General features: G+C 45.6%; 16 protein-coding genes and 2 tRNA genes (1 of these 18 running past the window's edge). 14 read left to right on the top strand and 4 right to left on the bottom strand.

What is annotated here, in order from left to right; translation table 11 throughout:
* Positions 1-104 precede the first annotated feature (104 nt).
* From metA to ppnP, 5 genes are all read left to right on the top strand, one after another.
* Positions 105-1,043 (top strand): homoserine O-acetyltransferase MetA, encoded by a 939-nt coding sequence (metA, locus tag JC525_RS01195; RefSeq protein ID WP_198813548.1) that lies wholly within the window; start codon positions 105-107, stop codon positions 1,041-1,043.
* A 3-nt stretch (positions 1,044-1,046) separates the two neighbouring features.
* Positions 1,047-2,114, top strand: coding sequence for a homocysteine S-methyltransferase family protein (locus tag JC525_RS01190; protein WP_198813546.1), 1,068 nt, complete (start codon positions 1,047-1,049; stop codon positions 2,112-2,114).
* Positions 2,115-2,123: 9 nt separating this feature from the next.
* A complete protein-coding gene (gene metH, locus JC525_RS01185; protein WP_198813538.1) occupies positions 2,124-4,748 on the top strand; it encodes a methionine synthase in 2,625 nt (874 codons plus the stop codon).
* A gap of 26 nt (positions 4,749-4,774) precedes the next feature.
* Positions 4,775-5,365, top strand: a complete 591-nt coding sequence (locus tag JC525_RS01180) for a DUF938 domain-containing protein (RefSeq protein WP_198813530.1) — start codon at positions 4,775-4,777, stop codon at positions 5,363-5,365.
* 77 nt (positions 5,366-5,442) lie between these two features.
* Complete coding sequence (ppnP, locus tag JC525_RS01175; protein WP_198813527.1) at positions 5,443-5,727, top strand: pyrimidine/purine nucleoside phosphorylase; 285 nt, start codon at positions 5,443-5,445, stop codon at positions 5,725-5,727.
* Between the two features lie 158 nt (positions 5,728-5,885).
* Here the strand turns inward: ppnP and JC525_RS01170 are convergent, their stop codons facing one another.
* Both JC525_RS01170 and JC525_RS01165 read right to left on the bottom strand, forming a co-directional pair.
* The gene (locus JC525_RS01170; protein WP_198813523.1) at positions 5,886-6,776 is read right to left on the bottom strand and encodes a LysR family transcriptional regulator; all 891 of its coding nucleotides are present in this window, start codon (positions 6,774-6,776) and stop codon (positions 5,886-5,888) included.
* Between the two features lie 16 nt (positions 6,777-6,792).
* Entirely contained in the window at positions 6,793-7,761 is a 969-nt protein-coding gene (locus tag JC525_RS01165) for a hydrogen peroxide-inducible genes activator (protein ID WP_198813520.1), read from the bottom strand.
* A gap of 158 nt (positions 7,762-7,919) precedes the next feature.
* Between JC525_RS01165 and JC525_RS01160 the strand changes: the two genes are divergently transcribed.
* The 4 genes from JC525_RS01160 to betI all read left to right on the top strand — a co-directional run bounded on the left by JC525_RS01160 (position 7,920) and on the right by betI (position 13,666).
* Entirely contained in the window at positions 7,920-8,573 is a 654-nt protein-coding gene (locus tag JC525_RS01160; protein ID WP_198813518.1) for a carbonic anhydrase, read from the top strand.
* A gap of 11 nt (positions 8,574-8,584) precedes the next feature.
* Positions 8,585-10,222 carry a SulP family inorganic anion transporter gene (locus JC525_RS01155; protein WP_198813515.1) on the top strand — a complete coding sequence of 546 codons (1,638 nt, stop codon included), beginning with the start codon at positions 8,585-8,587 and terminating at the stop codon, positions 10,220-10,222.
* A 362-nt stretch (positions 10,223-10,584) separates the two neighbouring features.
* Positions 10,585-13,017, top strand: coding sequence for a TonB-dependent receptor domain-containing protein (locus JC525_RS01150; RefSeq protein ID WP_198813513.1), 2,433 nt, complete (start codon positions 10,585-10,587; stop codon positions 13,015-13,017).
* A gap of 73 nt (positions 13,018-13,090) precedes the next feature.
* Positions 13,091-13,666, top strand: coding sequence for a transcriptional regulator BetI (gene betI, locus JC525_RS01145; RefSeq protein WP_269822320.1), 576 nt, complete (start codon positions 13,091-13,093; stop codon positions 13,664-13,666).
* A 213-nt stretch (positions 13,667-13,879) separates the two neighbouring features.
* On the opposite strand, the gene JC525_RS01140 is transcribed toward betI, so the two are convergent.
* Both JC525_RS01140 and JC525_RS01135 read right to left on the bottom strand, forming a co-directional pair.
* Positions 13,880-15,955: a M13 family metallopeptidase gene (locus JC525_RS01140; RefSeq protein ID WP_198813500.1), complete on the bottom strand. Its 2,076-nt coding sequence runs from the start codon at positions 15,953-15,955 to the stop codon at positions 13,880-13,882.
* Positions 15,945-17,210, bottom strand: coding sequence for a GNAT family N-acetyltransferase (locus JC525_RS01135; RefSeq protein ID WP_198813497.1), 1,266 nt, complete (start codon positions 17,208-17,210; stop codon positions 15,945-15,947). Before JC525_RS01135 ends, JC525_RS01140 begins: the two co-directional genes overlap by 11 nt.
* A gap of 117 nt (positions 17,211-17,327) precedes the next feature.
* Between JC525_RS01135 and JC525_RS01130 the strand changes: the two genes are divergently transcribed.
* The 5 genes from JC525_RS01130 to JC525_RS01110 all read left to right on the top strand — a co-directional run.
* A complete protein-coding gene (locus JC525_RS01130) occupies positions 17,328-17,786 on the top strand; it encodes a regulatory protein RecX (protein WP_198813494.1) in 459 nt (152 codons plus the stop codon).
* 281 nt (positions 17,787-18,067) lie between these two features.
* Positions 18,068-20,665: an alanine--tRNA ligase gene (gene alaS / locus JC525_RS01125; protein ID WP_198813480.1), complete on the top strand. Its 2,598-nt coding sequence runs from the start codon at positions 18,068-18,070 to the stop codon at positions 20,663-20,665.
* 133 nt (positions 20,666-20,798) lie between these two features.
* A complete protein-coding gene (gene csrA, locus JC525_RS01120) occupies positions 20,799-20,990 on the top strand; it encodes a carbon storage regulator CsrA (protein ID WP_012517705.1) in 192 nt (63 codons plus the stop codon).
* A gap of 338 nt (positions 20,991-21,328) precedes the next feature.
* Positions 21,329-21,419 (top strand) — tRNA-Ser (locus JC525_RS01115).
* A gap of 41 nt (positions 21,420-21,460) precedes the next feature.
* Positions 21,461-21,483: transfer RNA gene (locus tag JC525_RS01110), tRNA-Arg, on the top strand; it runs 154 nt beyond the window's last position.

The following is a 21,483-nucleotide window of genomic DNA, read 5'->3' as shown; positions in this document are numbered from 1 at the left end:
AGATACCCTCGCATAGAACGTTTAGACGTCTAGACGTAAAGATGTTGACATATTCCCAGTTATAGACACAATACGGGTATTGTAATTTATCACTGGAGCCCCCTATGCCAATTCGTATTCCTGAGCAGTTACCCGCACAGAATGTACTATTAGGTGAAAACATTTTTACCATGGACATGGACCGGGCGGCTAATCAGGATATTCGCCCACTTGAGGTGGGTATCCTCAATTTAATGCCGAATAAGATTGAAACAGAAGTACAGCTACTTCGTTTGCTCTCAAACACACCGCTTCAAATCAATGTGGATCTTATTCGTATAGACAATCAAGCACCAAAAAACACACCGCAGTCGCACATGGACGCGTTTTATCACGACTTCTCTGACGTAGCGAACAAAAAATACGATGGTCTTATTGTTACCGGAGCGCCCCTTGCGCTCATTGATTATGAAGAAGTGAAGTATTGGGACACCATGACCACAATATTGGAGTGGGCACAACGTCATGTTAACTCAACACTATACCTTTGTTGGGCTGCTCACGCTGCGATGTATCACTTTTATGGCGTTACCCGAGAAATACGGGATGAGAAATTTTCTGGCGTGTTTAAGCATAACGTTAATGATCCTAATAACGAGTTATTAAGAGGCTTTGATTCAACATTCTACGCCCCTCATTCTCGCTATGGGCATATTCATACGTCGCAGTACAACAGTGTAGACGGTCTAAACGTAGTGGCAGAGTCAGATGATGTTGGTGCGTATATTGTCGCTTCTGATGATAAGCGAATGGTATTCGTAACCGGTCATCCAGAGTATGATCCTGATACACTAAAAGACGAATACTTTAGAGATCTATCAGCAGGGCAAACCCCTGCAATTCCAAAAAATTATTTTGAAGGAGATGATCCAGCCAAGTCTCCTATTGTACAGTGGCGCTCACACGGTAGCCTGTTGTTTACAAACTGGCTGAATTACTATGTCTATCAGACCACTCCTTACGATTTAAGTCAGCTTGCTGAAAAGTCACAGCCAAAGAGGTAGCACGTGAGCCAAAGAACAAATTCAAGCGCGCAGGCAACGCTTACAGAAGCCGCCAAACAACGTATCCTTATACTTGATGGTGCAATGGGTACCATGATTCAGCGCCACAAATTAGAAGAAGCCGATTATCGCGGAACTCAGTTCGCAGATTGGCACTGCGACGTAAAAGGTAATAACGATATGCTGGTGATTACCCAGCCTGATATTATCTACCAGATTCACTGCGATTACTTTGACGCCGGCGCAGACATTATCGAAACCAACACGTTTAACGCTACTACCATTGCTATGGCTGATTACGACATGCAGGCGCATTCTCGTGATATTAATCTGGCCGCGGCAAAGTTAGCGCGTAAAGCAGCCGACGAGTTCACGGCAAAAACGCCGAATAAACCGCGATTTGTAGCGGGAGTGCTAGGGCCAACAAACCGCACTGCGTCAATATCGCCAGATGTGAACGATCCCGGTAAACGAAACGTGACCTTTGACGAGTTAGTTGAAGCCTATAGCGAGTCGACCGAAGCACTTATCGAAGGTGGTGTAGATTTGATCATGCTAGAGACTATTTTCGACACGCTAAATGCTAAGGCGGCGGCGTTTGCCGTGGAGTCTGTATTCGAAAAACTGGGTAGGTCTCTGCCTGTTATGGTATCGGGTACAATTACCGATGCCTCAGGGCGCACGCTTTCAGGGCAAACCGCTGAGGCGTTTTATTACTCAATGCGGCACATCAGCCCTTTCTCTTTCGGTTTAAACTGCGCTTTAGGTCCAGACCTTTTGCGACAATATGTCGATGAAGTCGCCGCGATTAGCGAGTGCCTTATTTCTGCCCACCCCAATGCGGGTTTGCCCAATGAATTTGGAGAATACGATATGGAAGGTCCAGAAATGGCGGAACATATCAAAGAGTGGGCCCAATCGGGACTTGTCAATATTGTGGGGGGCTGCTGCGGTAGCACGCCTGAACATATTCGCGATATTGCCAATGCTGTTGAAGGCATTGCACCGCGAAAAGTGCCTCAGTTTGAACCTAAAATGCGTTTGTCAGGCCTAGAGCCGTTTGTACACTAGGAGGGCATTATGAGCGCAGAATTTTCCACATTTATTAATATAGGTGAGCGAACCAATGTAACGGGTTCGGCTCGCTTCAAACGTCTTATCCTTGATGGTGATTATGAAGCCGCGCTTGATGTCGCAAGACAACAAGTAGAAAACGGCGCGCAAATCATCGATATCAACATGGATGAGGCCATGCTTGATTCCAAGCAAGCCATGATTACCTTCATGAATCTTATTGCCTCAGAGCCGGATATCAGTCGCGTGCCCATTATGATTGATTCGTCTAAATGGGAAGTAATAGAAGCCGGTCTTAAGTGCGTACAGGGTAAAGCGATTGTTAATTCAATTAGCTTAAAAGAAGGTGAAGCGCTTTTCTTAAATCAAGCAAAGTTGATCAAACGCTACGGCGCCGCAACCGTGGTTATGGCGTTTGATGAGAAAGGGCAGGCGGACACACAAGCTCGCAAAGTAGAAATATGTCAGCGCAGCTACAAACTGCTAACAGAAGAAATAGGCTTTCCACCAGAAGATATTATTTTCGACCCCAACATTTTTGCTGTAGCGACGGGCATCGAAGAGCACGATAACTACGCAGTTGACTTTATCGAAGCAACCCGGGAAATACGTAAGACCTGCCCGCACTCCCATATTTCTGGCGGGCTCTCTAATATCTCTTTCTCGTTCAGGGGAAACAACCCCGTCCGAGAGGCGATGCACTCAGTATTTTTGTATCACGCCATTCGTGCGGGTATGGACATGGCTATCGTAAATGCTGGTCAGCTAGAGGTGTATGACGAAATTCCAGCTGAACTTCGCGAAGCCGTTGAAGACGTTATCCTGAATCGCAGAAGCGATGCTACCGAGCGTTTGTTAGACATTGCTCCTAACTATCAAGGTGACGGTAAAGCGGCAGCAAAAGAAGATTTAAGCTGGCGCGAACAAGACGTGAATAAGCGCTTAGAACATGCCCTTGTGAAGGGCATCACCGACTACATCATCGAAGACACAGAAGAAGCTCGTCAGCAGGCCGAACGCCCGCTACACGTTATTGAAGGGCCGTTAATGGACGGCATGAACGTGGTGGGTGATTTGTTCGGTGAAGGAAAAATGTTTCTCCCTCAGGTGGTGAAGTCGGCCCGCGTAATGAAAAAGGCGGTGGCACACTTACAGCCGTTTATTGAAGAAGAAAAGTCTGACGATTCGAAGAGTAACGGTAAAATTCTTTTAGCCACGGTAAAAGGCGACGTTCACGATATTGGTAAGAACATTGTGGGGGTGGTACTTCAGTGTAACAACTTCGAAGTGATTGACTTGGGCGTCATGGTGCCAGCGGCAACAATTTTGCAAACGGCCAAAGATGAAAACGTAGACATGATTGGTTTATCTGGGCTTATCACACCTTCTCTTGACGAGATGGTTCACGTTGCTAAAGAAATGGAGCGTCAAGGTTTCGAAATTCCATTACTTATTGGCGGTGCTACCACATCGAAAGCGCACACAGCGGTAAAAATTGAACAGAACTACCATTCACCTGTTGCGTATGTGCCTAATGCAAGCAGGGCTGTTGGCGTATGTCAGCGCTTACTTAACAAAGCGTCTCGTGATATCTACGCGCAAGAACTTGCTAAAGAGTACGATACCGTGCGCGAACAACATGCACGTAAAAAGCCTCGTAGTAAGCCAGTGACGCTAGCACAGGCCAGAGAAAACGCCTTTAAGCCTGACTTTACTACCTTACCAGTTAAGCCCGCGAACTTAGGGGTTACTCCGGTCACTGCTGATTTAGCTACGCTTCGCAAGTATATCGACTGGACCCCTTTCTTTCTAACCTGGTCTTTGGCTGGGAAATACCCACGGATCCTTGAAGATGAAGTGGTGGGGGATGAGGCTAAGTCGCTATACAATGACGCTAACGCCATGTTAGATAAGATTATTGCTGACAACACCCTTATGGCGAAAGGCGTTATCGGTTTATTTCCTGCTAACCGCGTTAATGACGATATTGAAATTTACAGCGATGAGTCGAGAAGTGAAGTTCAAGGTATAGCCCATCACCTTCGCCAACAAACATTAAAAGACAAATTTGCTAACTATTGTTTGGCTGATTTTGTCGCCGATAAATTTAGCGGTATCGAGGATTACATAGGCGCATTCGCGGTAACAGGCGGTATTGGCGAAGATGAGCTGGCAGATAGCTTCATCAAAGCCGGCGACGACTACAACGGCATTATGGTTAAAGCTGTGGCCGACAGACTCGCAGAAGCCTTTGCCGAATATCTCCATGAACAAGTGCGCAAGCATTACTGGGGCTATGCTGCTGATGAATCATTAAGTAATGAAGAGCTTATTCGCGAAAAGTATCAGGGTATTCGACCGGCGCCAGGCTATGCGGCTTGCCCTGAGCATACCGAAAAGCAGCTGATTTGGGATTTGTTATCTGCAGAGCAGCACACTGGGATGAAGCTGACCGAGAGCTACGCTATGTGGCCGGGCGCATCGGTATCGGGGTGGTATTTTGCACACCCTGAGGCTAAATATTTCGCCGTAGCTAAAATTCAGGCTGACCAAGTAGAAGATTACGCTAAGCGTAAGGGCTGGACGTTGGAAGAAGCCGAGAAATGGTTGGGCCCTAACCTAAGTGACTAATGGTATCTAAAAGGCAGATAGACAATATGCAATACGAAAAGCCATTCAGTCAGGCCTGTGAGAATAACAAGCGCGCTATTTTAAGCGTGCTTGAGCGGGCATTTGCAAACTGCAAGCAGGTACTGGAGATTGGTAGTGGTACGGGCCAACACGCGGTGTTTTTGGCCGAGCACTTGCCACATCTAATTTGGCATACAAGCGATCAACCTCAATATCATGACGGTATCTCTGCGTGGTTAAGTGATGTGAACATTGACAATGTTAGGTCACCGATTTCCTTCACGGTTGGGCAAGACAGCTTCCCTAATCTTGACGTAGATGGCGTGTTCACAGCCAATACAGCCCATATCATGCAAAAAGAAGAGGCAAAATTGCTAATGGAGTCAGTGGCAGCGCACTTACCCGAAGGGGGCGTTTTCTGCCAGTATGGCCCTTTTACTCATGGTGGTGAATTCACATCTGAAAGTAATCAAGCATTCCATACCTCGCTTTTAGAAAGAGGCTGTGGCGGTTACCGTGATATCAATGAGCTTACCGCTTGGGCAGGTGAATTAAGCTTAAAAGATGTTATCAATATGCCCGCCAATAACCACATGCTTATTTGGCACAAACGCTAAGTAACTAAAAGGGGTTGTTACAGGTTGCGAAAACTACGTCAGTAACCATTAACCGCCTCCAAATCAAAGGAGTAACTATGAGCTTTAAAGTAAACCATTATTTCGATAACAAAGTAAGCTCGATTGGATTTGAGTCTGCAAACGGCCCGTGCACGTCAGGGGTGATGGCACCAGGAGAGTATACCTTTTCTACGTCTCAAAAAGAGCTAATGAAAGTCGTAGAAGGTGAGTTAGTTGTTAAGCTACCGGGTAGCGATGAGTGGCAGGCGTTTGCTGCTGGCACCAGCTTCAATGTACCCGCTGATGAATCTTTCGATGTAAAAGTATCAACGCCTACTGCTTATCTTTGCTTTTACAGCTAGGCCTTATTATTAAATAACAAGAGTTTTGAAGGCTTTTTCAAAAATTGATTTCGCTATCGTGACTTAGTTGTTAATGATCAAAAGCAAATCAAAAGCAAATCAAAAGCAAAGAGGCCTTCTTTATTCTTACTCTACCGTCTAGTCGATGAGCAAACTATTTATATGGGTTTGTGGGTTTGCGATAGGGCAATGAAATCATCGACAAAACCTAAAACATCTTGGGCTTTTCTATGGCCTAAATACAGCGTTTTATATACACCTTGCTCGCCAAGCGAGCGACAAGCCAGAAGTTCGCTTTCTTTTGATTCATCAATCAACCATTTAGGTAGCGCAGTAACACCGCGCCCGGCAGCTACCATTTGTAAGATGATCTCAGTGGTTTCAATGGTTTTATGCTGCTTCACTGTACAGTTGGCAGGCGTAAGAAAATGAGTAAACACGTCAAGTCGACTTAGCTCTACAGGGTAGGTTATTAGGGTTTCGTTGCTTAAATCTTTCGGTGTTATAAAGGGTCTCTCTATCAAAGGGTGGTGCTTATCCATTACTAATACTTGTTCATATTCAAACACAGGGGTGTAAGTGATCGTTTCAAGTGAGAGTGGATCTGGGGTAAGCAGAATATCTATATCGTAACCGTGTAATGCTTGAAGTCCACCGAAAGAGAACGCTCTGCGAACATCGACGTCCACATCAGGGAAAGCCTTTAAAAAAGGAGCGACGACTTTTAATAGCCACTCAAAGCAAGGGTAGCACTCCATGCCAATGCGCAATATACCCTGTTTCCCGTCGGCAAATCTCCGCAGTTGGGCTTCGGTGTGCTCAAACTGGGGTAACACGCGATGGGCCAAGCCCAATACGCTTTGCCCTGCTTGGGTTAGCGTAAGTCTTCTTCCCTCTTTTTTCCACAGAGGAACATCGAAGTGCGCTTCCAGCTTTTTCATTGCATGACTTAATGCAGACTGCGTGAGAAAAAGCGACTTCGCCGCCTCAGTCATCGAACCTTCTGCATCAATCGCTCGTACTATTCGCAAATGTTGCCTATCAATCATAACGCTCACATGTGGTTTAGGGTTTTTGAACAGAACCTGACGCCGTACTGACGATAGCTACCGCATCAGAGAGACGCGTTTCTATTATTTCCTTGATAAGAATTGAAATTTCTCTGAAGGTTTTTCTACCTGGCGCCGTGTTTCTCCACGCCAGAGAATGCTGACGTTCAATTGGCATATTCGCAATCTCACATACATGCAGTGCTTCGGGTTTGTGCAACTCAGAGTGGATATAGAGTCCAGGCAGGAATGCCACTCCCATGCCCATCACCACCATCTGACGCAGCGTATCCAGACTGGTGCCCTCATAGTCGCGTTGTAAGTCTGCGCCAATTTCATCGCATATGCGCTGCACTTGATGATGAAAATGATGCCTATCCTCAAGCGTCAGTACTTTTTCCCCGGCTATATCTTCTGGCTTCACAAAGGCTTTTCCCGCCAACTTGTGATCAGAAGGCGTAACAAACTTCAAGGGCTCATTAAAAAGTGGCTGGGTAATTAACTGTGAGTTTTCACCCGAAAGTGGAGAGAGAATGAGATCATACTCACCACGTAATAAACCATGTTGAAGCGCGTTAGGGGCGCCTTCTCGCACATAAAAACGTAGACCTGGCTTTCTCTTATGTAAATCAGGAAGTACGAAGGGGAGTAAGTAGGGCCCGAGAGTGGGAGGGATGCCTAAACGATATGTCACGACTTCTCCCTCAGAGAGATCTCGGGCGATTTCACTGAAACGCTGAGACGATTGTAAGACTTCCTCTGCGGCATCGAGCAGCGCTTTACCTTGGGGCGATAAAAGTGTCCCCGTGCGTGAGCGCTCAAATAATGTTAAGCCTAACAGGCTTTCTAGCGCACTGATCTGACTAGTCAAAGTAGGCTGACTTATTCCGAGTATCCCGGCGGCCTGCCTGAAACTTAGGTATTTAGCCACTGCCACAAAGTAGCGGATTTGATTTATTGACGGTGTCTTTCCGTTAAATTGCATGGTGGGAAGTATCTTCTTTTAGTAAGCTTATAGGTACCACTTAACATGTGGTGATAGTAATTAGCTATCGCGAGTTGGTATATTAAACTATTAATCTATCAAGTGAAACTGACGTAATTACATAATCATTACAATTATTAAAAAATTGGGAGCTATATATGGATCACGTTATCTCAGGTGTTGCTAAATTCCAGAAGGAAGTTTATCCGAACAAAAAAGCAAAGTTTCAAAAACTTGCAAACGGCCAAAATCCTGAAGTTCTTTTTATTACGTGCTCAGATTCTCGCATTGACCCTAACCTTGTTACCCAGACTGACCCAGGTGAACTCTTTATCTGTCGTAATGCGGGCAATATCGTGCCTCCTCACAGTAATCAGACGGGCGGCATGACTGCCTCTATCGAATTTGCCGTTGCGGCGTTGGGCGTTTCTCATATTGTCGTTTGCGGTCACACTGATTGCGGTGCAATGAAAGGTGCAATTAATCCTGCAGGCCTCGATTCTCTGCCTCATGTTAAAGAATGGCTAGGCCATTGCCGTGTGGCGACTGAAGTAGTCAAAGAGCGCTGTGGGCACTCAGAGCTTTCTATTGACGACCTTGAAGCCGTGACTAAAGAGAATGTGGTTCAGCAAATTCAGCACCTTCGTACACACCCTGCTGTTGCTGCCAAAATTGCCACAGGTCAGGTTAAGCTGCACGGCTGGGTTTATAACATTGGCTCAGGTGAAGTGCTCTACTACAACACTGAATCTGGTGAGTTTGATGTAATGGACGAGTCTACAGCAGAAGCGCAACTAGCGCGCGCGGAATAAGGCTCTTTAGTATGGTAAAAATTAATTTTTCTAATTTACGAGGTGATTTTACCGGCGGTTTGACTGCCGGTATTGTTGCTTTACCACTGGCGCTTGCCTTAGGTGTAGCGTCAGGTTTAGGCCCAATGGCGGGTCTTTACGGTGCTATCGCTGTCGGTTTCTTTGCGGCGCTTTTCGGCGGTACACCAGCTCAAATTTCAGGCCCTACCGGGCCTATGGTGGTTGTTCTTGCTGGTTTGTTTGCAAGCCTTTCTGGCGACGCTAGCCTTATATTCACGGCCGTCATTTTAGCCGGTATATTCCAAATTATTTTTGGTTTTTTAGGGGTCGGCCAGTACATTAGGTTGGTGCCTTATCCGGTAATATCAGGCTTTATGTCGGGCATTGGGGCAATTATTATTATTTTGCAAATTGGTCGCTTGTTAGGCCACGAGCCTCCTGGCGGTACAATTGGTGCGCTGTCGTATCTACCGACTGCGCTTGCAGATATCAACTTTGCTACCTTGGCACTTGGACTTGGTACTCTCGTTATTGCCTATAAGTGGCCTCCACAATTAGGTAAGTTTGTACCTGGCGCACTTGCCGCGCTAATTATTGGTACGCTAGTAAGCCTGGCACTTTCAGTACCCGTGCTAGGCGATATCCCTACTGGTTTACCAAGCCTGCATCTTCCGGTTTTTGAACAAAGTAAAGCGCTACTTATTTTAGAAGCAGCCTTTATCCTTGCGGTGCTCGGTGCAATTGATAGCCTGCTAACCTCACTTGTCGCTGACAACATGACGCGGACTCGTCACGACAGTAACAAAGAGCTCATCGGTCAGGGTATTGGTAATACCTTCGCAGGCCTTATCGGCGGTATCGCAGGTGCAGGTGCAACTATGCGTACGGTTGTAAACATCCGCAGCGGCGGTAAATACAATGTTTCCGGTATGGTTCACGCGCTAGTGCTGCTTGCAATAGTGCTCGGCCTTAGCCCGCTAGCGGCGCAAATACCTCACGCTGTTCTTGCAGGTATTCTGGTTAAAGTTGGTCTTGATATTATTGATTGGAGCTACCTGAAACGCGCACACAAAGGACCGCGTTGGGACTTCGGCTTAATGATCATGGTTCTTGCGCTAACGGTGTTTGTAGACCTTATCACCGCGGTTGGTGTAGGCGTGGTATTTGCTGCTCTTGCCTACGTTAAGCAAATTGCTCAGCTACAAATTGAAGAGCTTAAGAAAATTCCTGAGTCGCTTAACGACCCTAAAGAGAATGAACTGCTGGAGTCACTCAAAGACAAGGTTTCAATCTTTAGCTTTGGCGGTCCACTAAGCTTCGGTGCCGCCGCAGATTTAGGTCACCATGTGAGAGAGCGCGTTAAGGCAGGTTCTAAGGTAACCATTCTAGACTTCTCTCGAGTGCCGCTTATGGACGTATCCGCTGCAATGGCCGTAGACACAGTAACGTCTGACGCCCTCGCAGCAGGACGCCAGCTGGTAATTTGCGGTGCAAATGCAGCAGTGAACAAGGTACTTGAAGGCGTTAACGAAGCGCATCCCGGTATCCCTAATTTCGAAACTTTACACGACGCTCTGCTTTACGCAAAAAAGCAAGTAGCCGGGACTGAAAGCAAAAACACCAGTTTTCAAGCCGCATCGCAGTCGTAAAGTAAGACAAGAGAAGTACACGTTTTTCCCTTTTTAGCCCTCTTTCGTGAGGGCTTTTTTATGCCAAAATTGAGGCCACTCCAACTTTTAAACACTTCTTCTAATACTATTAGTCCGCACAGATAATTGTCCACTCTCATATGCCGGTGCTAGAAAACTAGAAACGGACTAAGAAAGTTAACTGATATAATCACACTCCAACGCTAGCTTATTTTTATAGGTATGTTTTAGCATAATCTTATTTTCCGGCCGGACTAATTCATTCTTATTTTATTAATTGATTGTTCAATTAAACTTAACGCAACTGTAACAATCCCTACCTAAAGTAGTGCACAAATAATACACACTACTTTGGGAAACACATGAAATCACACAATAAACTCTCTTTAGCCGTGCTTGCTGCACTTTCATCAATGGCTGCCCTAAGTGCACCGTCTTCTGCCATGGCAGAAGAAGCTGAACGCGCAGAAGAAGAACGCATAGAAGAAATTACCGTTGTTGGACGAAGCGTTTCATACGCAAATAACGCAACAAGCGAAGATATGTTTAAGCAGCAAGCTAATCTTAGTAGCGTGCTAGCCGCGGTGGATAATCTACCTGGTGTTCTGATTAACGAAGGCGACACCTTTGGTGCTGATGATTGGTCTACATCTATCGTTATTCGTGGTTTTCAGGTAAACCTCAATGAACAACAAATTGGTATGACGGTAGATGGAATTGCCAATGGTAATTCAAATTACGGCGGTGGTGCGAAAGCAAACCGCTATATTGATACTGAAAACGTCAAAGGCGTTGAAGTATCCCAAGGTACCGCAGATATTGCCTCACGTTCACATGAGGCCTTAGGCGGCACGCTTAATTTTACTACCATTGACCCGTCTATGGAGCAAGGTTTTGTAGCGAGTGTGACTGCGGGTGAGTTTGATGCATCAAAATATTATGTCCGCTATGAAACAGGCGAAATCTTTAAAGATACCTATGCGTGGATAAGCCTTTCAAGCCAAGAAAGCTCTGACTTTATGCAGCAGGCGGCAGAGAATACACGTGACCATTTGGCAATGAAGTTTATCTCTACCATTAACGATGTGTCTCTTACCGGTTATCTCTCTTACGACGATACTCATGAAGACAATTACCAGCGTATTTATGGGTTAGCACAGTATGCGCAAAACCCGGATTGGGACCAGTTAACAGATGAGTGGACTGGCGTACCTTATCAGGATCAGGCTTATCGTCGAGGCTGGTCTACATTACGCGAAAATCTTTTCGCCTACCTACAAGCTGAATTCACAATTGGCCAAGTAGATTTTATGACAAACGCTTACTATCACGACAATGAAGGACGCGGCGAATGGGTTCCACCATACATTGTTGATATTACCGATGATGGCGCGCAAGGACATTCAGAACTTGTTGTAGGCAATACGGTATTCGGTGGTCAAGAGCTAGGACAAATTTACTTTGTCGATAGACAAGGCAACCAGCTTAGCCCAATCGAAGGTTGTCAAAGCTCGTTAACTTTCCCTTACGGAGGGGCTGGGCCAGAGTATGACCCGGGTTGTCATGAACAAGGTGCAATTCCTGTGGGGTCATACCGCCATACACATTATGCCAAACAGCGTATAGGCCTAAACGCTGATGCCGTTTGGTACACTAAGGTCGGCAATTTTGACAATACGTTACGCTTTGGTGTTTGGTGGGAAGACTATGATCGTGATGAGTCTCGTGACTGGCATAAAGTTACGAACTCTTCCATTAGTGTCGATTATGACAACGTGCCTTACTGGGTGCAGTACGACAGAACTTTCCCAGTTGATACCTTAATGTACTACGTGGAAGATGAACTTGATTTAGGCTTTGCCCGAATTCGCGCGGGTGCTAAGAAGTTTAACGTCGATATTGAGAAAACTGACAACTTCGACTCAGCCAATGACTTAGCCGTGAATACTGATTCAGATACGCTGTTTTCAGCCGGTATTGTTGCACCGTTACCTATTGAGGGCTTAGAAGTCTTTGCTGGCTATGGCGAAAACTTTGCGGCTATCAAAGATGCTCAACTTGAGCGAAATGACACTGATCTTCGTTTTATCAAACCAGAGACGGCCGATAACATCGATGTTGGTTTCCGCTACGCATCACCGGGCTTCAATGCCAGCGTGACTTACTACAATATTGAGTTTAACGACCGTATTCAATTTACCAGTAACGAAACGTCAGAGGGAATAGACTTTCTTGAAGCGGCTGCCGGTGGATACAAAAACGTAGGTGGTATTGAATCAAGTGGTGTTGAGATTTCAGCAGATATAACGCTCACCGAAGAACTTTCTTTGTTTACCTCGATTACGCTAAGCGAGTCTGAATATGTGGCGACGGTAGGAAGTTCGGGTACGCAGTACGATACGCTAGCTGATGCTCAAGCCGCCATCGCTGACCCCAATAACCCTGAAATGTCGTTGGTGGCGATTGAGGGTAATACGGTTATCGGCACGCCGGATACCATGGCAGTAGTGAGCTTCGACTGGGCCCGTGACAATTATTTTGCTGGCCTATCAACTAAGTACGTGGATGGCCGTTATCTTGATATCTATAATGCTGCAGAAGTTGACGACTACATAGTGAGTGACTTCTATGTAGGTGGATTTATAGAAAACATTGGCCCAGGTATAGAAGAACTTGAAGTTCGCCTTACAGTAAACAACTTGTTTGATGAAGATTACGCATCTACTATTGCCCCTGGTGCTTTTTGGATTGGTGCGCCTCGCGCTGTAGCAGTGAACGCACGCTTAACCTTTTAATCGTGATATCATATCTGCGGCAGCTAAGTACTGCCGCAGAGTGTTTATTTGATTTTAGGTTTGGAGTTGTAGCATGCCCAAAGTGGGAATGGAGCCAGTTCGAAAGAAGCAGTTAATTGAAGCAACATTGGAAGTAATGGCTGAAGTCGGTTATCACGGCACCACCATAAGCTTAATTAGCAAAAGAGCAGGGCTTTCATCAGGAATTATTAGTCACTACTTTGGTGATAAACAAGGGTTAATTGAAGCGACTATGCGCCATCTGCTCGACGCGTTAAAAATTACTAAACGTATCGACGACCCGCTTAAACGCATTGACTTCATCATAGAAAATAACTTCTCGCAAACGCAAGGCGCAAGTTCAGCAACTAATACATGGTTCAACTTTTGGGCGCTGTCACTACACAATGAAGGACTGCATCGTTTGCAGTGCATAAATCATAAGCGTCTAGAGCGAAATCTTGCTTATAGCTATCGCGAACTGATCCGCTCAGAGCAGGTTAAGGATATAGCCGCTTCTACCGCGGCACTCATAGACGGCTACTGGCTACGTTATTCTATGGGAAGCGTAGGTAATGGCGATTTCTCAGAGGCTGTAACGCGCTGTAAGCAATATGTCCGTGACGTTATAGCGCAATATGGGAAGTAGATCGGCATGCGTTGAGGCAAGGCGTTCAAAGGGCGAGTCAACGCTGATAATAAATTTAAAAAAGGGCGGTACGAAATCTTTCGTACCGCCCTTTTTACATGCTTAGCATTTCCTGCCGAGCATTTGTGTCCGGACCAGTAAACGCCGCTGGGTAAACGCCGGATGTGTGTCGCTATCCGGCGCTACGGTCCCCAAAATGGATAAGTTAATCCATTACCAAATTCTTACGCGCTCTTCTGGCGCAAGATACAGCGCATCACCTGGTTTCACGTCAAACGCTTCATACCACGCATCGTGGTTTCTTGGCGCCTGAGCACGGTAACGACCAGGCGCGTGTGTACCTGCGCGTAGCTGGTTGAGCATGCTTTCTTCAGTGCGTTTTTCTTTCCATACTTGGGCCCACGCTAGGAAGAAGCGTTGATCGCCGGTTAGACCATCAATTACTGGTGCCTCCTTGCCGTTAAGGCTAAGTTTGTAGGCATGGTAAGCCATTGCTAGACCACCAACGTCACCAATATTTTCACCTAGGCTGTTACGACCGTTAACGAAGTTACCTTCGATAGGCTCATACTGACTGTATTGCTCGGCAAGCATATCTGCTTTTTCTTCAAATGCGGCACGGTCAGCGTCTGTCCACCAGTTGCGCTGAATGCCATTCGCATCAGATTTCGAACCTTGGTCGTCAAAACCATGGCCCATCTCGTGTCCAATTACCGCGCCGATTGCACCATAGTTAACAGCAGCGTCGGCATTCGGGTCAAAGAATGGCGGTTGCAAGATAGCTGCTGGGAATACAATTTCATTGAACGAGCTATTGTAGTACGCATTAACACGTTGTGGCGTCATGCCCCAGCGGTTGCGGTCGGTCTTCTCTAGCTCGCGTTCTACCGACTGGTCTTGGAAGAATGTGCGTAAGTTACGAACATTGCTCACAAGGTCTTTATCACTAATTGTGACGCCATCGAAAGACTGCCATTCGTCTGGGTAACCAATTTTAGGGTTGAATGCCATTAGCTTTTCTTTTGCATTTACCTTGGTTTCTTCGCTCATCCAATCTAGGTTTTCTATACGCTCACCCAGCGCTGTACGCAAGTTCTCAACCAATTCTGCCATTTGTTCTTTAGAACTTTCTGGGAAGTATTCATTTACGTAAATCTTACCAATGGCAAAACCGAGTGACTCAGTACCTGACATTTGACTAACTGCACGCTTCCAGCGAGGACGAGGTTCTTGCTGACCGCTCAATGTACGACCAAAGAAGTCAAAGTTAGCTAAGTAGATGTCCTCAGAGAGGAAGTCCGCATTGTTTGAAATCGTGTGATACTTCAAGTACGACTTCCAATCGGCTAAGTCAGCTTCGTTAATAATCTTAATAACGTCTTTTACTGGCTCAGGCTGTGTAATATTTAGTTCAGGCACCTTATAACCAGTTTGTGCAAAATAGGTATCCCAATCAAAACCCGGGTACTCGTCAGACAATTTGCTGCGCTCAATCTGATTTAGGGTTAAATCGCGGTCACGGCGTTTTTCCCGCGGCCACTGAATTTCTGCAATTTGTGTTTCAAGGGCCAGAATATTTGCTGCCTTTTCTGCTGCGTTTTCTTCACCTGCAAAATTAAGCATCTGTTCGATGTGCGCTACATAGGCTTCACGGATTTTAACGAAACGTTCGCTATCGCTGAGGTAGTAGTCGCGATCTGGAAGACCTAAACCACCTACACCAACACTTAATTGGTATTCGTTCGGGTCAAGGCGGTTGTACCACATACCGCCACCAATTGGCGTGTTTGAACCTACTAACCAGCTGTTACCGAATGCTTTGGTTAGGTCTGTTTTGTTTTCGATGCTGTCGATGGACGTAAGTACGTCTTTAATTGGCTCGATCCCTTTTTCGTTAATGGAATCAGTATCCATATAAGCAACGAAAAAGTCGTGAACAAGTTTTTCTTCTGCGTTCAGCGAAGATTTTTCCATAAGCCCATCAATGATGTTTTTAACTTGCTCTTCACTACGCTCGGCAAGACCGGTAAAAGCACCATAACGCGTTTTATCGGCTGGTAACTCATAATTGTCGTACCATGTACCACTTGCGTACATAAAGAAGTCGTCGCCAGGTTTTACTGCTTCATTGCGTGCCGTTAAATCGACGCCAAAGGAACCAAGCTCTGCTTCACCTTTCATTTCAGGCGCTTCAACGCTACTAGTTTGTTCTTGCGCCTGTTCAGGCTGTCCACAGCCTGCAAGGCCTAATGATGCAGCAATTGCTACGGCTAAAAGTTTATATTTCATCGTTTTTCTCGTTTTGATTGTAGGTGTCGTCGTTAGGTAAATTGACACTCGTTGTTTTTAAAGTAGGCACAAACTCCTTGTTAAACGGTAAAGCATTCCGTGCCTGATTAAAATAGTTTGCTATATGCGGTGTTTCTCGCTGTAAAAAGTCTGCTACAGCACTGTGAAACGACGCATGACGTAATTTGTGATGCGAACGGCAGTACATAGGCTCGAAGCCTCTTAGTATTTTGTGTTCACCCTGGGTACCGGGATTAAAAAGCGGTAGCTTTTTTGTAATGGCAATTTCAATGCCTTCAAAATAGCAGCAGGCAAAGTGAAGGCCGTCTATCTCTTTCAGCGCTCCCCAATATCTGCCATACAATCCCGTTTCATCATAAAAGAAGAGGGCACTGGCTACAGCGACATCATTTTCAATTGCAGTAACAATAAGCATTTTATCGCTTATATTTTCGACAAGCTGCTCAAAGAAGGCGTCGTTTAAATATCCCACGTGACCGCTTCGTTTTAAATAGGTTGCTTTGTAACACTTTGTAAAAAACTGAAGGGTTTCAGGGGTAATCTCATCGCCGGTGTGATGCGTAAAGCGAACCCCTTGTTCGCTGAGCCTTCGTCGACTTTTCTTGATATCCTTTCTTTTACGCGACGTAAGCGCGCTAAGAAATGCATCAAAATCATCATATCCATAGTTATGCCACTGAAATTGCACTGTGTATCGCGTGAGGTAATGTGGCAGCATTTCAGAAGACTGTGTTAGTTGTGTAGACGTTGCATTGTCTGGGAAAAGCCAGTGAAATGAAGACAGATTTTCATCGAACTCTCTCTTGGCATGGTCAGCGAGGGCTTGCTCGAACTCGTTTATAAGCGCAGGGGTTAAGCTAAATTGACCATCGCTTAACAAGCGGGGGCCCGTCACCGGAGTAAATGGTATGGCGGATATCCATTTAGGATAGTAGTCCAAACCATGTTGCACATAAGCATTAGCCCACGCATGATCAAATACGTATTCGCCGTAGCTGTGCGTTTTCAAATACCCAGGTATGATGGCATCAACGTTTTCGTGTTGGCCTTCGGATAGAACAATATGGCATGGCTGCCAGCCGGACTCGTTAGTACAAGACTCGCTGTTTTCTAGCGCGTGTAAGAATTCATAGGAAAGAAACGGGCCTGCACCCCGCGCAAGTTGCTGCCAGCGCGCTTTAGGAAGCTTTTCAACTGAATTTATTATTCTTATGCGATAGTTTTGTGCTGTCATGCAATTTACATTTTGTAGAAATTGATATGTTGATGCTGCAATAGTCGATAATAACGAATACTTAGCGTTAAAATAACGTGATTTCTACGTTTTATACAGGATAGTTAGTTTACAAAAATGTCAGAATTTGACCGAAAGATCATTACCGAAGCGATTACTCGCATGCTAGCACGACGAGAGCATAGCTTTAGTGAGATAGTACGGAAGCTTAAGCAAAAAGGCATAGAGAGCGATGCATTTATCCCGATTTTAGAAGAGTTTAGAAGTGCGGATATCCAGAGTGACGTGCGCTTCGCTGAAAGTCGGGCTCGCGCGCTCTATCTAAAAGGAAAAGGGCCACGGGCTATCAAGCTAGATTTACAGCAGTACTGCATAGATGAAAGTACCGCTTATGAAGCAATGCAAGAGATTGACGCTGATTGGTTTGAAAGCGCGAAAAAGGTCAAAGAAAAGAAGTTTGGCGGGTTTTACGAAGCTGAATTTGTGTTAAGACAAAAGCAAAAACAATTCCTGCAATACCGAGGTTTTTATCAAGAGCATATAGACTACGCTGTAAGCGCAAACGACCACGACTAGCGCTCAACCTTTCCAGATACCAGCCTTTCGCCATTTAACAGAATAATGTCTATTTTGTATGTCGAGAATAAGTGAGTTTTGTTCCTATCTTGTTCTTGTTCCACTTAACAAAAACGCGCTTTCCGTGGTATTGTTGCGCAAATTTGTGTGCATTTTAATTTATTCAGAGAATTGTAATGCGGCATTGCACATTGCGTAATGGCAAACGCCCTGATTATAACGCTCAGTAAAACAGGCAAATCGCACTCGTCGTTAATAGAATAAAGGAAGTTAGGTTTTCAATGACATTATCAACTGCTGACTTACGTAACAAGTTTATCGATTATTTTAAAAGCCATGGTCACCAAGCGGTGGCAAGCTCGTCACTGGTACCGGCAGATGATCCCACACTTCTTTTTACCAACGCGGGCATGAACCAGTTTAAAGACTGCTTCTTAGGCGCAGAAAAGCGCAGTTATACCCGTGCTGTATCGTCTCAGCGCTGTGTTCGTGCTGGTGGTAAACATAATGATCTTGAAAACGTAGGCTACACTGCTCGTCACCATACATTTTTTGAAATGTTAGGCAACTTTAGCTTTGGCGATTACTTCAAAAAAGAGGCGATTGAGTTCGCATGGAATTTCTTAACAAAAGAGATTGGCCTGCCAAAAGAGAAGTTGCTAGTTACCGTTTACTCTGAAGATGACGAAGCTTTCGATCTATGGGAAAACCATATTGGCGTGCCAAAAGAAAAGATTATTCGCATCAGCACATCAGATAACTTTTGGTCTATGGGCGATACTGGCCCATGCGGTCCTTGCTCTGAAATTTTTTATGACCACGGCGCGCACATTTGGGGCGGCCCTCCGGGAACACCTGAAGAAGACGGCGATCGTTTTATTGAAATTTGGAACTTGGTATTCATGCAGTTCAACAAGCAAACTGACGGTACCATGGAGCCGCTTCCCAAACCTTCTATCGATACGGGCATGGGCCTTGAGCGTATTTCTGCTATTTTGCAGAACGTGCACAGCAACTACGAGATTGATTTGTTTCAAAACCTAATCAAATCGGCAGCGTCGATTGTTGGTACTGAAGATCTTGAAAACAAATCTCTTCGTGTTATCGCTGACCATATTCGTTCATGCAGCTTCTTAATTTGCGATGGTGTTATGCCATCTAATGAAGGTCGCGGATACGTATTACGCCGAATCATTCGTCGTGCGGTTCGTCATGGTTATCAGCTTGGCGCAGACGATATTTTCTTCTATAAGCTGGTTTCGTCACTGGCTAAAGAAATGGGGGATGCGTATCCAGAACTTGTTGACCAGCTGCCTGTTATTGAAAAAGTGCTGCGCGTTGAAGAAGAGCAGTTTAGCAAAACGCTAGCCCGCGGAATGGCTATTCTAAACGATACGCTAGAGACCTTAGAGGGCGATACTGTGCCAGGTGATGTGGTGTTTAAGCTTTACGACACCTACGGCTTCCCTACTGACTTAACAAATGATGTGGCGCGCGAGCACGACCTCAAAATTGATGAAGAAGGCTTTGAAGCTGCCATGCAGGCCCAGCGTGCACGCGCACAGCAGGCAAGCAACTTTGGCGCAGACTACAATAGCAAACTCGCTATCGATCACATGACGTCATTTACTGGGTACACCGATGTAGAAGGTCAGGCAAATGTTGTTGAGCTTATTGCCGACAATGCATTTGTTGATACGCTAGAAGATGGTCAAGAAGGTGTAGTGGTATTAGACAGCACGCCGTTCTACGCAGAAAGTGGTGGTCAAGCCGGCGATAAAGGCGTACTTCGCGTAGCTAACGGGGAGTTTGTTGTAACCGACACTCAGAAAATGGGCAATGCGTTTGCACATAAAGGCGTGGTGAAAGGAAAAGTTACTAAAGGCGACACGGCAACAGCTGCTATAGACCTCGCTAACCGCGAGGCCATCAAAAAGAACCACAGTGCCACGCACTTACTTCATGCAGCATTGCGTGAAATTCTAGGTGAGCACGTAACGCAGAAAGGTTCATTGGTTGAAGCACCACGAATGCGTTTTGATTTCTCTCATTTTGAAGCGGTAACGGCACAGCAGCTTGTGGAGATTGAGCGACGAGTTAACCAAGAAATACGAGCAAACCACACGCTAGCCACTGAACTTATGGACTTAGAAGAAGCCAAAGCTTCAGGTGCAATGGCGCTGTTTGGAGAAAAGTACGACGAAAAAGTTCGCGTTGTCACAATGGGGCCCTTCTCTGTAGAGCTTTGTGGCGGGACTCACGTTTCACGTACTGGTGATATTGGTCTGTTTAAAATTACCAGTGAAGCAGGTATCGCGTCAGGCGTTCGACGCATCGAAGCGGTTACTGGTGAGCAAGCTCTCGAGGTAGTTCAAGCTCAGCAAGCAACCTTGTCTTCTTTGTCTTCTTTACTCAAGACGGATAGCCAAAATGTAGTCGATCGCGTAGTTTCTCTACAAAATCAGACTAAAGAACTAGAAAAAGCGCTCAATTCTGCGAAACAAAAACTGGCGAGTCAGCAAGGTGCTGATATGCTTAGTAATGCAGTAGAAATAAATGGCGTGAAAGTGCTTATAGCGAATTTGGAAGGCGTTGAGGCAAAGTCACTACGCTCGATGATGGACGACATTAAGAACCGAATCGGTGAGGGGATCGTAGTATTAGGTGTAGCGAATGAATCAAAGGTGAATTTGATTGCGGGCGTTACAAAGAACCTAATCAATAAAGTGAAGGCCGGTGAATTGGTTAACTTTGTTGCATCTCAGGTCGGTGGCAAAGGCGGTGGTCGTCCTGACATGGCACAAGCTGGCGGTGACAACCCTGAAAACTTGGGGCAAGCATTAGATTCGGTTAACGCTTGGTTACAAGATAAGCTATAATTATTTCTGTATATAACGGTGAGTTTTTGAAGTGACGCGAAAACATGGAATCACTGTCGCTTCCATCGGGTCGTGCTGATGGGTTGGCAAATCTTAGGGATGACGTTCAGTATTAAGGAACAGGAGCAAGAGAATGCTTATTTTGACTCGTCGAGTTGGTGAAACGCTTATGGTTGGTGATGATGTAACTGTCACTGTTTTAGGCGTAAAAGGGAATCAGGTACGTATCGGTGTTAACGCACCAAAGGAAGTTTCTGTGCACCGTGAAGAAATATACATGCGCATTCAAGCAGAAAAGGGCGGTCAGCCAGGTTCAGCCGAATAATTGCATTATACGCTTCATCGGAAAAGGTCAGCTATTACGCTGGCCTTTTTTGTTTTCAACTATCATTGCGTTGATAGTTTTTCATGAGTAAAAAACTACAAATAAGGGTATCAGGCGCTTATTCTTGGCTATAAATCTATTCTATATTAAAGACCTGTAGCATCAAAGCTTGGGAAGGGCCGAAGAAAAAACGACGCGCATTTTATTTAATTGCTTGTATTGTGAACAGATTACTGGTTTTTTGCTCGAATCGTTTAAAATGACAGCGAGCAAACACTTTCTTTATAAAAAAGGTTTGACTCACGCCAACGAATCCGTAAAATGCACCCCGCAGTCAAGGAGAGGTGGGTGAGTGGCTGAAACCAGTTCCCTGCTAAGGAACCATACGCATTACGCGTATCGAGGGTTCGAATCCCTCCCTCTCCGCCATTATCATTCGTTGGTAGTGACGGTCGACAACAATTTTTTGCGCGTGTGTAGCTCAGCTGGATAG

The organism is Alteromonas sp. IB21 (genome assembly GCF_016405965.1).
In the GTDB taxonomy this organism is placed as follows: domain Bacteria; phylum Pseudomonadota; class Gammaproteobacteria; order Enterobacterales; family Alteromonadaceae; genus Alteromonas.
Note: the sequence above shows the minus strand (reverse complement) of the source record. Positions and strands in the feature narration are given on the sequence as shown.

Excerpts from the sequence above, each read along its gene's own strand:
- alaS (WP_198813480.1), top strand. The coding sequence starts at position 18,068 with ATGACATTATCAACTGCTGACTTACGTAACAAGTTTATCGATTATTTT.
- JC525_RS01130 (WP_198813494.1), top strand. The coding sequence starts at position 17,328 with ATGTCAGAATTTGACCGAAAGATCATTACCGAAGCGATTACTCGCATG.
- JC525_RS01160 (WP_198813518.1), top strand. The coding sequence starts at position 7,920 with ATGGATCACGTTATCTCAGGTGTTGCTAAATTCCAGAAGGAAGTTTAT.
- JC525_RS01140 (WP_198813500.1), bottom strand. The coding sequence starts at position 15,955 with ATGAAATATAAACTTTTAGCCGTAGCAATTGCTGCATCATTAGGCCTT.
- csrA (WP_012517705.1), top strand. The coding sequence starts at position 20,799 with ATGCTTATTTTGACTCGTCGAGTTGGTGAAACGCTTATGGTTGGTGAT.
- JC525_RS01150 (WP_198813513.1), top strand. The coding sequence starts at position 10,585 with ATGAAATCACACAATAAACTCTCTTTAGCCGTGCTTGCTGCACTTTCA.
- metA (WP_198813548.1), top strand. The coding sequence starts at position 105 with ATGCCAATTCGTATTCCTGAGCAGTTACCCGCACAGAATGTACTATTA.
- JC525_RS01180 (WP_198813530.1), top strand. The coding sequence starts at position 4,775 with ATGCAATACGAAAAGCCATTCAGTCAGGCCTGTGAGAATAACAAGCGC.
- JC525_RS01170 (WP_198813523.1), bottom strand. The coding sequence starts at position 6,776 with ATGATTGATAGGCAACATTTGCGAATAGTACGAGCGATTGATGCAGAA.
- betI (WP_269822320.1), top strand. The coding sequence starts at position 13,091 with ATGCCCAAAGTGGGAATGGAGCCAGTTCGAAAGAAGCAGTTAATTGAA.
- JC525_RS01135 (WP_198813497.1), bottom strand. The coding sequence starts at position 17,210 with ATGACAGCACAAAACTATCGCATAAGAATAATAAATTCAGTTGAAAAG.
- ppnP (WP_198813527.1), top strand. The coding sequence starts at position 5,443 with ATGAGCTTTAAAGTAAACCATTATTTCGATAACAAAGTAAGCTCGATT.
- JC525_RS01155 (WP_198813515.1), top strand. The coding sequence starts at position 8,585 with ATGGTAAAAATTAATTTTTCTAATTTACGAGGTGATTTTACCGGCGGT.
- JC525_RS01165 (WP_198813520.1), bottom strand. The coding sequence starts at position 7,761 with ATGCAATTTAACGGAAAGACACCGTCAATAAATCAAATCCGCTACTTT.
- metH (WP_198813538.1), top strand. The coding sequence starts at position 2,124 with ATGAGCGCAGAATTTTCCACATTTATTAATATAGGTGAGCGAACCAAT.